Source organism: Flavobacterium ajazii (assembly GCF_010614725.1).
Classification (GTDB): Bacteria; Bacteroidota; Bacteroidia; order Flavobacteriales; family Flavobacteriaceae; genus Flavobacterium; species Flavobacterium ajazii.
In genome coordinates this window covers 548,983-562,712 of record NZ_JAAEHL010000001.1, presented here as the reverse complement: position 1 = coordinate 562,712, position 13,730 = coordinate 548,983, and the positions used below count along the sequence as shown (strand labels likewise).

Below are 13,730 nucleotides of genomic sequence, written 5' to 3'. Positions count from 1 at the left end.
ATTATTATAATGAATCCGTATTAAAGCCTCAATCCATATGAGGTTTTGATATGGATTCATTATTTTTAAATATTTGATTTTAAAGTGAAATTGAAAAATGATTTTTAATATTAAAAAAGACAGAATGTTTAATTTTAAAAAAGGCAGATTTATTTTATTAGTTTTCCTGGTAATTCAATTTGGATTTGCGCAGGATAAAATTCCTCATCTTCAAAAAAAAGGAAATAAAACTCAGTTAATTGCCAAAGGAAAGCCATTTATTATTCTTGGAGGAGAATTAGGAAATTCTTCTGCTACAAGTATGGAAAGTATGGAACCTATCTGGGCTAAACTTTCTGATATGAATCTGAATACAGTATTAACTCCGGTTTATTGGGAACTCATAGAACCTCAGGAAGGTAAGTTTGATTTTTCATTAGTAGATGATTTAATTACAAGGGCGAGAAAAGAAAACTTAAAGTTGGTATTTCTTTGGTTCGGATCATGGAAAAACAGTATGTCCAGCCACGCACCGGAATGGGTAAAATTAAACCAGAAGAAATATCCAAGAGTTAAGGACGATAAAAATAAAAGTCACGAAATTCTAACTCCTTTCAGCGAAAATAATTTAGAAGCCGATTTAAAAGCTTTTCAGAAATTAATGAGTCATATTAAAGATGTTGATCAAAAAGAACAAACGGTAATTATGGTTCAGGTTGAAAATGAAATAGGGATGCTACCAACTGCCCGGGATTATTGTGGATTAGCAAACGAAGCTTTTAATAAACAGGTTCCTGATGAATTGTTGAAATACATGCAGAAAAACAAAGAAAAACTAGTCCCTGAATTTTTAGAAATCTGGAAGAAGAACGGTTTTAAAACTTCAGGAAACTGGGAACAAATATTTGGTAAAGGTCTTCATACAGACGAAATTTTCATGGCTTGGTATTTTGCAAAATTCACTAATAAAATAGCCAAAGCAGGAAAAGATGTTTATGCATTACCACTATTTGTAAATGCAGCCTTAAATGCTCCTGAAAAGAAGCCGGGAGAATATCCGAGTGCCGGCCCATTACCGCATTTAATGGATATCTGGAAAGCTGCAGGTACATCAGTCGATTTACTTTCTCCTGATTTTTATAACCCTTTGTTTAAACACTGGAATGATTTGTTTACCCGTCAGGGAGATCCTCTTTTTATTCCCGAACATCGTTTTGATGAAAGTGCTCCATTTAAAGGATTATACGCTATTGGTCATTATGAAGCCATTGGTTTTTCTCCTTTTTCAATCGAATCTGTTGCTGATGCTAAAAAAGAGCCGCTCGGAAAAATTTATAATCTTGTAAAACAATTGACACCTGTTATTGAAGCGAAAAAAGGGCAAGGGAAAATCGATGGTGTTTTATTAGATAAAGAAAATCAATTACAGGTAATTAAGTTAGGTAACTTTGAGTTTACATTTAAACATGATTATACTTTAAACTGGTCCGATGGTGCAAAAGCAGATGTTTGGCCAATGTCAAGCGCTATTATAATCGAAATCGCTCCGGATGAATTTTATATCGCCGGATCCGGAGTTGTAGTAACTTTTAAATCCTTAAAAAGTACAGCTCTTAAAGTCGGAATTTTAAAAACAGATCAGGGGAAGTTTGAAAATGATGTCTGGAAGACGGTAAGGCATTTTAACGGTGATCAGACCCATCAGGGGAGGCATCTCAGAATCTCTGTTGGCGATTATGAAATTCAAAAAATCAAATTGTATACCTATGAATGATTTATCGGTTTAAGCAATAAAATTCAACGATCCTATGATGAAAAAAATAATAGTACTGATTATATTATCTATCAGCCTTGGTTTAAACGCTCAGATAAAACTGCCCAGATTAATTAGCGACGGCATGATCTTACAGCGTGATACCAAAGTGAAAATTTGGGGATGGGCTGCTGCCAAAGAAAAAATAGAATTAAATTTTAATCATAAAATATACAAAACTATTACAGCGGAAAATGGGACATGGGCTATTACTTTACCTCCGCAAAAAGCAGGCGGCCCTTACGAAATGACTTTTTCAGCGAATAATACTATCACATTAAAAAATATTCTTTTTGGTGATGTCTGGATTTGCTCGGGACAATCTAATATGGAACTTCCGATGGAAAGAGTTAAGGACAAATATAGTCATGTAATTGCAAAAGCAGACAATTCGGCTATCAGACAATTTTTAGTACCTGATCAATACGATTTTGAAAAAGAAAACACAGATTTTTCTTCAGGGAGTTGGGTTTCAGTAACTCCTGCTAACATTCTGCAATTTTCGGCGGTTGGTTATTTTTTTGCCAATGAAATCTATGAAAAGTATAAAGTTCCAATCGGATTGATTAATGCTGCTTTGGGAGGCTCTCCGGCCGAATCCTGGATTAATGCTGAAGGAATTAAAAAGTTTCCGGAATACTATAAGGAATATGAAAAGTTTAAGGATAAAAACCTGATAGCTCAAATTGAATCAAATGATAAAAAAATCAATAACGAATGGTATCAGTTAGTGAATAAAACTGATGAAGGTTTAAAGAATAAATGGTCAAATCCGGAATTAAATGATGCAGACTGGAATACGATGCATGTTCCGGGTTATTGGGCAGATAATAGTTTGGGAAATGTAAACGGGGCTGTCTGGTTTAGAAAAGAATTTGAAATACAGAAAGTTAAAGATAATTCAGCTAAACTTATTTTAGGACGAATTGTGGATGCTGATTCGGTTTTTGTAAACGGTCATTTTGTGGGAACAACTTCGTATTTGTATCCGCCAAGAAAATACACTTTTAATTCAAACATTTTAAAAGAAGGAAAAAATGAAATTACCATCCGTGTCATAAACAACTCAGGCAGGGGAGGTTTTGTTATGGATAAACAATATCAATTGGTAAATGGTAATGATTCCATAAATTTAAGTGGTTTATGGAAGTATAAATTAGGAACAAAAATGCTGCCTTTGCCATCGCAAACATTTATCAGATGGAAACCCGTTGGACTGTATAATGCTATGATTGCTCCGTTAAAAAATTATGCGATAAAAGGAGTTCTTTGGTATCAGGGAGAATCAAGTACCAAAAATCCTGCAGAGTATTCGGCTTTAATGGAAACATTGATTGCCAATTGGAGAGCAGAATGGAAACAAGGCAATTTTCCTTTTATATACGTTCAGTTGGCCAATTATATGGAATCGAAACCTGAACCGGTTGAAAGCAATTGGGCTGAATTGAGACAGCAGCAAAAAAATACTTTATCAGTTCTCAATACGGCTATGGCAGTGACAATTGATTTAGGGGAGTGGAATGATATTCATCCTTTAAATAAATACGATGTTGGTTACAGACTGGCTTTGCAGGCAAGAAAAATGGTTTACGGAGAAAAAAATCTGATTTCATCCGGACCACTTTTTAAATCAATGATGCAAAAAGAAAATAAATTAATACTAAGCTTTTCGGATATTGGAACAGGTTTAATTGCAAAAAATAATGTAGTTTTAAAAGGATTTGCGATAGCCAGAGCTGATGGAAAATTTATATGGGCAAATGCCAGAATTGAAAATGACAAAGTGATTGTCTGGAGCGATTCAGTTGCAAATCCGATAAAAGTTAGGTATGCCTGGGCTGATAATCCTGTGGAAGCCAATTTATATAATAAAGAAAATTTACCTGCTTCTCCTTTTGAAAGTACTCTTTTTTAATATTTAAAAATAATTTACTTTAACCCGTTGGGTGAAATTGATTAAAAAATTGATTTGGTTATAAAAAGTATAAAAATCGGTAGTCAAACATCATTTATAACTCAAGGAATTGATGTCATCCTGAGACGGAGTCGAAGGCTTTTGAACACGAAAAGGCTTCGCCTCAGCCTGACACTTATTTTTAGTTTCATTCAACGGGTTACTTTAACTTGCTGATATGTAAATTTTTAACTATTGTTTATTGAGCTAAAACTGCTTTTTTATTTATTTTTGTAAGAAAATATATGAAAAATAACTACAGCAGAAATAGACTTTATATATCTCAGGAAGAACAAAAAAAGCTAAAAAGAACTTCTATCCTTTTGGGTGGAGCGGGTATTGGTAGCGTTATTGCAGAGTGTTTGCTAAGATTAGGTTTTGAAAAAATTACAATAATTGATGGCGATGTTGTAGAATTGTCTAATTTAAACAGACAAAATTATGTTGAAAATAATATCTCAACAGCTAAAGTAGAAGCTATTAAAGAAAGATTACTTTCAATTAACAAAGAAGCTAAGATTACGGTACATAATTGTTTTTTAACACCTGAGAATGTTGATAAATATATTAAGGATCATAAAATTGCTATTAATGCTTTAGATTTTACCTCTGAAGTTCCATTGTTATTTGATGCTATATGTCAAAAGAAAAAAATTCCGGTTCTACATCCTTATAATTTGGGATGGGGAGCTCTGGTATTAATAATCCCGGAAAATCAGGGGTTAGATACTTTAGAAAAACCTGATGAAAAATTCAACGAAGTTAATGTAGTAGATTATGTTTCAAACTATATGAGATATTCCGGAAATCCTCAGGAATGGCTGGAGGAAATAATCGATAAATATAAAAAAGAAAATAAAAAACTTCCTCCTCCTCAGCTGTCAATAGCATCCTGGCTTGTAGCTGCTGTCTGTACTAAAATTGCGTTTGATATCAGTACCAACAAACCTGTAAAAAAATTCCCGGAATTTTACCTTACAACAATCAAATAGAATTTCAAAAATTAATTTAAAAGCTGTATTAGAATGAAAATTTTAATGCAGTTTTTTTGTGGTAAGAAAGGTCTATAGTATATGAAAAAAGAAATTATGTAATACTACAAAAAAAGGTAAAAAATAAGCTGTTTGATCTTTTGTCAGTCTATTTGGCAATTCTATATTATTTTATGCTGATAATTTTACAATAACAAAAAATAACTTTAATCATAAATATAGAAAAATGGAATTAACTGATGAAAGAATTTTAGAATCTATTGTTAAAAAAGCATGGACAGATCCTGTGTTTAAGAACAATTTAATAACCAGCCCGGTTGCAACATTAGAAAACTTTTTAGGACAGCCAATCCATTTGCCTGAAGGAAAAACAATTAGTGTTGTAGACCAGTCGAATACATCTGTAATATTTATTAATATTTCGCCTAATCCTAATTTAGTTGAAGTTGAAGATGATACAGAATTATCGGAAGAACAATTAGACATCATTTCCGGAGGCGGTGGTGATGGACAAACACCTCCAATTATTGTTAAATAGTCACTTTTTGCCGGATAAACAGAAAACTCATTGTGAAACGTATATGCTCCTTTTGAACATATACGTTTTAAAATTAAACATAAATGAATAGTGAAAGTTTTGCATACATATTCAATTTTATTTCTTTTTCTGATATTCGGAACAAGTATAAAATTACATGCACAAACAAATCAAGGCAAAAGAAGTGCAAATCTCAACCTTGAAAATATAAGAATTGCAGATAGTTTGTTGAGTATAGGGGAAAAGCAACAAAACGCAGGGAAATTTTCAGATGCGATGATGCTTTTTCAAAAGAGTTTTAAAATTTACCTAAAGTCAGGCAATCAAAAAGGTATTGGAAACAGTTACAATAAAATTGCAATAACATATTATTATCAGGGCGATTATTTAAAAGCCCTTTCTTTTTATACGAAATGTAAAGAAACTTATGAGAAGATTGATTACAAAAAAGGAGTTTCTTCTGCATTAAACAACATGGGGGCTGTTTATTATTATTTAGGTAATTATCCTAAAGCCCTAGAATTCTACAATCAGGCAATTAAAATTCAGAAAAAAATAGGCGATAAGAAAATTATTGCTGCAACAACGCAAAATATTGGTGGAATATATATCGATATAAAAGATTATTCCAATGCCATGATTTATTCTAAAAAAGCTAATGCCTTTTATAGGGAGTTAAAAGATTCTGCAGGAATTTCTCATAATTTAAACGGTGCAGGTAAAATTTACATGATGCAAAAACATTATGCCAGAGCTTATGAATACTTCAGTCAGGCTTTAGCGATTGCAGAAAAAATAAAGGATGAACAAAAAAAAATAGAAGTTCTGTATAATTTAGGAGAACTATTTAATTTTCAGGATGATTTTACAAAATCTCTTTCTTATTATAACCACTGTTTAAAATCATCGCAAAAAATCAACAGTTTACAATATACGAGTATCTCCGAAGTAGCCATTGGTACCATATTAAATAAGGATGGAAAAAGTAATTTGGCAATAAAAAAATGCAAAACAGGACTCAAAATTGCAGAAAATTTGGGAGCATTATCTGTTAAAAAAGAGGCTTGTAAGTGTCTTTATGAAGCATATAAATCTTCTGGAAAAACTACATTAGCCTTAGAGTATTACGAAAAATCCAATGCATATAACGACAGCTTGCAGTCTGAAGAAACTTCCAATAAAATTCTTAATATGGAATTTCAAAAAGCACTATTAATGGATAGTATTGCTTATGTTACCAAAGAGCATAAAATTCAGCTTAAACATAAAGAAGAAGTCCAGAAAAAAGAAAAACAAAGGAATATCATTATTATTTCTTTGGGCTTTTTACTCTTAATTGCTATTGCTTTATGGAACAGATTAAACTATGTGAGAAAATCCAGAGAAGCATTAAAAATCGAAAAAGACCGTTCAGAAAAATTGTTACTGAATATCCTTCCTGAAGATATAGCCGAAGAATTAAAAGAAAAAGGGTTTGTTGATGCCCGGGATTTTAATTTGGTTTCTATTCTTTTTACCGATTTTAAATCCTTCACTCAGACAGCCGAAAAAATGTCTCCACAGGATCTTGTTGAAGAAATCAATGTTTGTTTTAAAGCATTTGATTTAATCTCTGAAAAATACAACATAGAAAAAATCAAAACCATTGGGGACTCTTATATGGCAGCAGGTGGTATACCTAATCCAAACAAAGATTCATTAAAAAATATTGTATCTGCAGGATTGGAAATGCAGGAATTTATGATACAAAGAAAAATTCAAAATTCAGTTATAAACAAACCAGCTTTTGAAATGCGTCTCGGTATACATGCCGGACCTATTGTTGCCGGAATTGTAGGGGTTAAAAAGTTTCAATACGATGTTTGGGGAGATACAGTAAACACTGCCAGCAGGGTAGAAAGTAACGGAATGGAAGGCAAGGTGAATATAAGTGAATCCCTTTATAATTTGATCAAAGACGAAAAATGCTTCCTGTTTCAATACCGTGGTCATATTTATGCTAAAGGGAAGGGAGAAATTAAAATGTATTTTGTTGAAAGGAATAATTTTTATATCGATAAAAATACATTTTTAGTCGACAAAATACATAATTAAGTATTTTTTGTCAGTTTATTTGGCATTTTTATAATGTAAGACAATTCTAATTTTACATTGTACAAAAGGAATAAACGATGGAACAGAAAAAAGAAGAAGAAGTTTTACGATTAATAATCTCCAAAGCCTGGGAAGATATTAATTTTAGAAAAAGCCTGGTTTCAGATCCTATAAAAGCAATAGAAAATCTGACAGGAGCCAAGATTGTTTTACCAGAAGGAAAAACACTGGTAATTAATGACCAGACAGATAAATCTAAGGTTTACGTGAATATTCCGAGTGAACCAAATATCGATGATATAGAACTTACAGAAGATCAATTAGAAATAATTGCAGGAGGAGGACAGGCCATTTGGAGAGATTTGGTAAATAGTCTTTTTCCAACATTAAAAGATTATATCATAGTCTAGATTAAATAATGCGATCATTCATTTTTATTTATAACTATTAATTAAAAACCATTAAAATTTTAAAATTATGAACACAAATCAAGCAAATTCAGAAGCAAACTTCAAAAAAATCATTAGCAAATCTTGGGAAGATGAGTCTTTCAAACAAGAATTAGTAAGTAATCCGGTTCAGGCTATCGAAAAATTATTTGGTCAGCCAATTGATTTAAAAGGAAAAAAAATAGTAGCTGTCGATCAAACAGATCCATCTACTTTCTACATTAATATTCCTGTAAATCACGAAAGCATGGAGTTAACTGAGGCAGAATTAGAAGCTATTGCAGGTGGTTTTAAATTTGAATTGGGATGGACATTACTTTGTCTTGACACATCATCAAGTTTCTAATCAATAACATCAAAATAAACCAATAAAATATTAATATTATAAAATTTAACATCATGGACGTAAATCAAGCACAATCGAATACAGAAGCAAACTTAAAAAAAATCATTACCAGAGCCTGGGAAGATGAAGCTTTTAAACAAGAACTAGTAAGCAATCCTGCTAAGGCTATCGAAAAATTATTTGGTCAGCCATTAGATTTAAAAGGAAAAAAAATAGTTGCTGTTGATCAGACAGATCCATCTACTTTCTACATCAATGTTCCTGCTAACCCGGACAATGTAGAGCTAACAGAAGCTGAATTAGAAGCTGTTGCCGGAGGCTTTAAATTTCAATTGGGATGGACATTACTTTGTCTTGATACATCATCAGATTTCTAATCAGCATCATCAAAATAAATCAATAAAATATTAATTTTTAAAATTTAACATCATGGACGTAAATCAAGCACAATCGAATACAGAAGCAAACTTAAAAAAAATCATTACCAGAGCCTGGGAAGATGAAGCTTTTAAACAAGAACTGGTAAGCAATCCTGCGAAGGCCATCGAAAAATTATTTGGTCAGCCATTAGATTTAAAAGGGAAAAAAATAGTTGCTGTTGATCAGACAGATCCATCTACTTTCTATATCAATGTTCCTGCGAACCCGGACAGCGTAGAGTTAACAGAGGCTGAATTAGAGGCTGTTGCCGGAGGTTTTAAATTTCAATTGGGATGGACTTTATTATGTCTTGATACATCATCAGATTTCTAATAAAAAATTCCCTTTGTGTGTTATATAGAAAGCTATAATTCAGGTTATTAAAAATCAAATTTGCTTAAATATACCACGCTAAACAATTGGTAATCAAAAAAGCATTGTTAATTTATGTGGTTTATTCACATAGATTAGCAATTCTTTTTAACAAGATATTTTATAACCCTTTAATCTTAAAATCTATGGTACATTATAGATTTTTGAAAGAATTATATTTTAAATCTCTAACTCCTTTTGAAATATTGGCAGTTAGTAAAAAAAATAAATATGATTTTAATAAAAACGAAAGTTTCGATTATCTGGATTATTGGAAAAAAACAATATCTACAGAGGATTCAGATCTGGCTTTTCAAAAATATTGTACAGTAAATAATCTGGATCATTTAGACATTTCTATAATGCTGTCTAACATAAACGAAAACGATCAAAAAATCAATTTTCCTGCCTGGATTCTTTCTTTAGAAGAAATTTTAAGTTTAATAGATGCAAAATGCATACAATCAATTGCAGAATTGAAAAACGCTACAGATGCATTCTATCATCTATTTATTCCCTTTATAGATTATTTTTTAAAAAAATTAAATCAAAATTTAACTAAATCAAATGTAGTATTAATGCATGATCTTATCGATCAGGTAAAAATAGCTTTACATAAAGATTTATTAAATGTTGCGTATTTAATTTTATTTGACGAATTCGATCAGTTTAAAAAAGAGAATTTAAGTAAAGATTCTGGCGACGATTACAATTATAAAAAATTTGTCTCAGAAAATTTATCTAATAAATATCAATATTTATTTTTTAAATATCCGGTATTGGCAAAAAAACTGGTGACAAGAACAGATAAATATATTCATTTTATAACCAATATATTTACAAGGTTTGAAGCAGATAAAAGAGATCTGGAGGTTTTATTTAATAAAAAACTGGATTCGATTTTTAAAATATACTTTAATTCTGGAGATTTGCATAATGGTGAATCTACAGTAATTATTGAATTTAAAAACGCAAATAAAATAGTTTATAAACCCAGTAATATTGGTATTACAAAAGCTTACAATCAATTTTTGAACTGGATTAATATAAGTTTAAAACAAGACCTGAAAACGTTTAAAATACTTGATAAAGAAACGTATGGCTGGATAGAATTTGTCGAAAATTCTCAGTGTAAAACGATTGACGATGTTAAACTTTATTATGAAAGAGCGGGTATTTTATTAGGAATTGCTTATTTTTTGAATTCCAGAGATTTTCATTTTGAAAACATTATAGCATCCGGAAACAGTCCTGTTTTAATAGACCACGAAACTATACTTAATCCTTTAATAGCTTTACAGAGTGATGAAACTTATGATGATACTATTTCAGGAACAGTTTTAGAGTCTTCGCTTTTACCAATAAAAAAATTAGAATTACCTTATTATATGTACGGTTTTGGGTCTTCGACCTCATTAGAAGGTAAAATTCAGATGCTGAAAATTAAAGATTATAATAAGGATAAGATGGTTGTAATATCTGAGATAGAAGACAAAAAATTATACAAATCAAATAAGCCTCTTTTTAATAATTCAATCGAAAATCTTGCCGATTATGAAGAAGAATTTAAAACAGGATTTGAAAAGTTGTATCATTTAATTTTAGAAAATAAAAAATACCTTCAATCTGAAAATTCTCCGATTATTAATTTCTATAATTTTAAAATTCGTTTTATCAATAGGCAAACTAAGGTTTATTCTAAAATTTTAAAATTTCTAAACAAGCCAGAGTATCTGTCTGATGCTATTAAGTATGGTATAAAACTCGAGATTCTGGCCAAAGCATATCTGGTATCAAATAATTGGTCTTCTCTATTAGATTTTGAACGAGAGCAAATGTTGCAAGATGATATTCCTGTATTTTATATCGATGTCCTGGACAATAAGATTAATGTACCCCACAAAAAAAGTGTCAATTTAATCAAACGTAATGCTATCGAAAATATATATGACAAATTAAGAAACGCAAGCATTGAAGATTTTAAGAATCAAATGATACTAATTGATGATTCTATTAAACTTTAATCAGAAATTGAATAAAAAACAAATTTATGAAGTTGAATAAAACACATTACTTTTTGTATACATTTTGTCGCTATTTTATGGCAACAATGATTTTATCTTATGCTTTTGCTAAAATTTTAGGAACACAATTTGTAGCCCAGCCCAGCACGTATGATAAACCTATAGGATCATTAAACGGGTTTGAATTAACCTGGTATTATTATAGCTTTTCTCATTGGTACGGCATACTTATCGCGGTATTGCAAATAGTAAGTGCCTTTCTGTTATTTTTTAGAAAAACAACAAGAATAGGTGTTGTGTTGTTTTTATCTTTTATGGTCAATATTCTTTTGGTTGATTTTGCCTACAGCATTAGCGGTGCGCAAGGCATGGCAGTTTTATTGACTATAATGGGGCTTTTTGTTTTCTTTTCAGAATTTCCGCTTTTTTATAAATGTTTTTTTATAGAACCTCCATTGTTTTCTAATCAGGAAAGACCAAATTGGGTTAATCGATTAAAAAAAATAAAATGGTTTTATATTATAGTAGTTGTTATAGGATTATTTTGTGGATTAAGTTATTTGAAAAATAAATTTATGGGGCAAAATCAGTTTTATGGCACATGGAAGAATACAGATGCATCATCTGAATTTGAGCGATTAAACTTTGAAGCTCTTACTACTTTCTCTATCAATCAAAAATGCAATAATATCAAAGTAAATGAAGGAGTGTACTCTTTTACCAAAGATTCCATATTTTTTAAGAATTTAGTAAAAGATCATAACAAGAAATTGAATTACGATGAAGGAAATTCGATTGTAAATCAAAATGCTGCAAAGGTAATTTTGCTTAAAGGAAAATATCAGATTAATGATAAGTATTTAACGATTGTCACTAACGGAAACAAAAAATTAAATTTTAAAAGAGTTCGTTAAATAAAAGTTACGAAGTTTTTATATTAATTTATTGCCGGTTACAAATGCAATTGCTTCTGAAATATTAGTGACTTCTAATTTTTCAAAAAGTTTTCGTCGATGAAATTTTACGGTATCAGGCGAAATAAATAAAACATCTGCAATTTCATTTATAGTAAAACCACGGCTGGAAAGCTGCAAAATTTCTGTTTCTCTTTTAGATAAAGAAACTTTTTTAGACTCTTCCCAATGATCTTTAGCCAGATTATAATTGTGAACTTTATTCTCGCCGTTTTTATGAATTTTAATATTTCCCGCCTTACGTTCAGACGATAACGAAATAACACAAATAGCTTTCCATATTTTTCCGGTATTGGTTAAAAAAACCGGAGTAAGTTTTTGGTTGATCAAAATCAATTTCCCTTCTTGGTTTTTTAAATGAAAATCATAAGAGATCGTATAGAGAATCCTCTCTTCGTGTGGTATTTTTTCATAAAAATCAAATCCAACAGAATTGACTTTCAATAACAACTCCAGGTCTACCGGAGGAACATGTTTAAAATAAAAAGCATATCCCATTTCCAGAACTTCTTGTGGCGTATTTCCACATAAAAATAGTGGATTATCTGAAACAAACTCAAATCCTTGTTCTAAATAATCTATAACGTAAATGCTTGTATATGTAGCTCTTGCAAATGCTTTTATAGGCTCTAAATAATCATTTTTTTGTGCCTTCTCTTCGTTTGTTAATCCTTCAATTATATTTCTGGAATCAAAAAACGAATTTAAATTTGGGTCTTTCATTTACCTAATTTTTATCAAAGTTACTTTTTTTTTATTATGTATGAAAAAAATTACATTATTCTTGTGTAAATAAGAATAATAACACTTTATCAGTCTTGAAAATTTTGTAAATGTTTTTTAGGTTTAAAATTGATCTAGGATTTCCTTTAATCCTGTAAAACTGCATTCGTATTGCAAAACAGCTTTTTTCTCACAATATAATTTTTTTATATGGTCTAAAATTAACAACTACACTAAAAGGTAGTTTGTTGGTAATCAGTAAACTACTATTATTTAGTGTAGTGATATAACGCCATATGAAAATTAGATTTGTTACTAACCAAAAGAAATAAGCATCATGACTATAACTCAAAATTACCTGGAAAGATTAGAATTAAATCAGCTCACAGAATTAGCCAAATTCGTAGTTGAAGAAAATTTTAGTCATCATTGCGAAGATGTAACTACAACGGAACTTGTAAACGACACTCAGGAAGTGTACGATGAAGAATTAAATTACTTTAAGGATTCTGAAATTTTTGTGGCCAAAGATGTTTCTGGAAATATTCAGGGCTCAATACGGGTGATTAAGTGGGATTATAAAGTTAGGCTTCCCATCCAGAAAATTTTTGATATAAATCCATTAAGTGTTTTGAATTACCCCGAAAATTTATCCTCAGTATGGCATATAGGAAGATTTGCAACCAGAAAGAATATTAAGGACAGAACTTTGTTCAGAAGATTAATGGTATGTGCAATCGCTCCTATATGTGAACAAAAAAGTGGCGTTGCTTTTGCAGAATGTGACAGCAAGTTATTAAGAATCATGAACCTGCTCGGAATAAAAACAGATGTTATAGGAAATTCAGTCAATTATTTAGGCTCTGAAACCATTCCAATAGCAATGAGTTATGACGGATTAAAAGAGTTCTATTCTAATAACAAGGATTTGGTAACATCTCAATATATTGATAAAATATCCAGCTTTGAAAATGCTGAATATAAACTTCAGGCTTAAAATCTCAATAGAAATCTTTTTTTTAATTATAAAATAGATTTACACTTAAAGAACC

13 protein-coding genes are annotated in these 13,730 nt (G+C 30.6%); 12 read left to right on the top strand and 1 reads right to left on the bottom strand.

Annotated features, from left to right (window positions below):
* The first annotated feature begins 97 nt into the window (after window positions 1–97).
* The 11 genes from GWR14_RS02130 to GWR14_RS02080 all read left to right on the top strand — a co-directional run bounded on the left by GWR14_RS02130 (window position 98) and on the right by GWR14_RS02080 (window position 11,895).
* Window positions 98–1,753 carry a GH35 family beta-galactosidase gene (locus GWR14_RS02130; protein WP_246236259.1) on the top strand — a complete coding sequence of 552 codons (1,656 nt, stop codon included), beginning with the start codon at window positions 98–100 and terminating at the stop codon, window positions 1,751–1,753.
* Between the two features lie 37 nt (window positions 1,754–1,790).
* Complete coding sequence (locus tag GWR14_RS02125; protein ID WP_163407299.1) at window positions 1,791–3,707, top strand: sialate O-acetylesterase; 1,917 nt, start codon at window positions 1,791–1,793, stop codon at window positions 3,705–3,707.
* A gap of 284 nt (window positions 3,708–3,991) precedes the next feature.
* Window positions 3,992–4,738: a ThiF family adenylyltransferase gene (locus GWR14_RS02120; RefSeq protein ID WP_163407298.1), complete on the top strand. Its 747-nt coding sequence runs from the start codon at window positions 3,992–3,994 to the stop codon at window positions 4,736–4,738.
* Window positions 4,739–4,964: 226 nt separating this feature from the next.
* Entirely contained in the window at window positions 4,965–5,276 is a 312-nt protein-coding gene (locus GWR14_RS02115) for a TOMM propeptide domain-containing protein (protein ID WP_163407297.1), read from the top strand.
* A gap of 99 nt (window positions 5,277–5,375) precedes the next feature.
* Complete coding sequence (locus GWR14_RS02110; RefSeq protein ID WP_163407296.1) at window positions 5,376–7,370, top strand: adenylate/guanylate cyclase domain-containing protein; 1,995 nt, start codon at window positions 5,376–5,378, stop codon at window positions 7,368–7,370.
* A 77-nt stretch (window positions 7,371–7,447) separates the two neighbouring features.
* Window positions 7,448–7,780: an NHLP leader peptide family RiPP precursor gene (locus GWR14_RS02105; RefSeq protein ID WP_163407295.1), complete on the top strand. Its 333-nt coding sequence runs from the start codon at window positions 7,448–7,450 to the stop codon at window positions 7,778–7,780.
* Window positions 7,781–7,847: 67 nt separating this feature from the next.
* Window positions 7,848–8,165: an NHLP leader peptide family RiPP precursor gene (locus GWR14_RS02100; protein ID WP_163407294.1), complete on the top strand. Its 318-nt coding sequence runs from the start codon at window positions 7,848–7,850 to the stop codon at window positions 8,163–8,165.
* A gap of 53 nt (window positions 8,166–8,218) precedes the next feature.
* Complete coding sequence (locus tag GWR14_RS02095) at window positions 8,219–8,542, top strand: NHLP leader peptide family RiPP precursor (protein WP_163407293.1); 324 nt, start codon at window positions 8,219–8,221, stop codon at window positions 8,540–8,542.
* Window positions 8,543–8,594: 52 nt separating this feature from the next.
* Window positions 8,595–8,918, top strand: a complete 324-nt coding sequence (locus tag GWR14_RS02090; RefSeq protein WP_163407292.1) for an NHLP leader peptide family RiPP precursor — start codon at window positions 8,595–8,597, stop codon at window positions 8,916–8,918.
* A 185-nt stretch (window positions 8,919–9,103) separates the two neighbouring features.
* Window positions 9,104–10,981: a type 2 lanthipeptide synthetase LanM gene (gene lanM / locus GWR14_RS02085; RefSeq protein ID WP_163407291.1), complete on the top strand. Its 1,878-nt coding sequence runs from the start codon at window positions 9,104–9,106 to the stop codon at window positions 10,979–10,981.
* A 26-nt stretch (window positions 10,982–11,007) separates the two neighbouring features.
* Complete coding sequence (locus tag GWR14_RS02080; protein ID WP_163407290.1) at window positions 11,008–11,895, top strand: hypothetical protein; 888 nt, start codon at window positions 11,008–11,010, stop codon at window positions 11,893–11,895.
* Between the two features lie 18 nt (window positions 11,896–11,913).
* On the opposite strand, the gene GWR14_RS02075 is transcribed toward GWR14_RS02080, so the two are convergent.
* Window positions 11,914–12,678, bottom strand: coding sequence for a response regulator transcription factor (locus tag GWR14_RS02075; protein ID WP_163407289.1), 765 nt, complete (start codon window positions 12,676–12,678; stop codon window positions 11,914–11,916).
* Between the two features lie 337 nt (window positions 12,679–13,015).
* On the opposite strand from GWR14_RS02075, the gene GWR14_RS02070 reads away from it, so the two are divergent.
* A complete protein-coding gene (locus tag GWR14_RS02070; RefSeq protein WP_163407288.1) occupies window positions 13,016–13,675 on the top strand; it encodes a hypothetical protein in 660 nt (219 codons plus the stop codon).
* Window positions 13,676–13,730 lie beyond the last annotated feature (55 nt).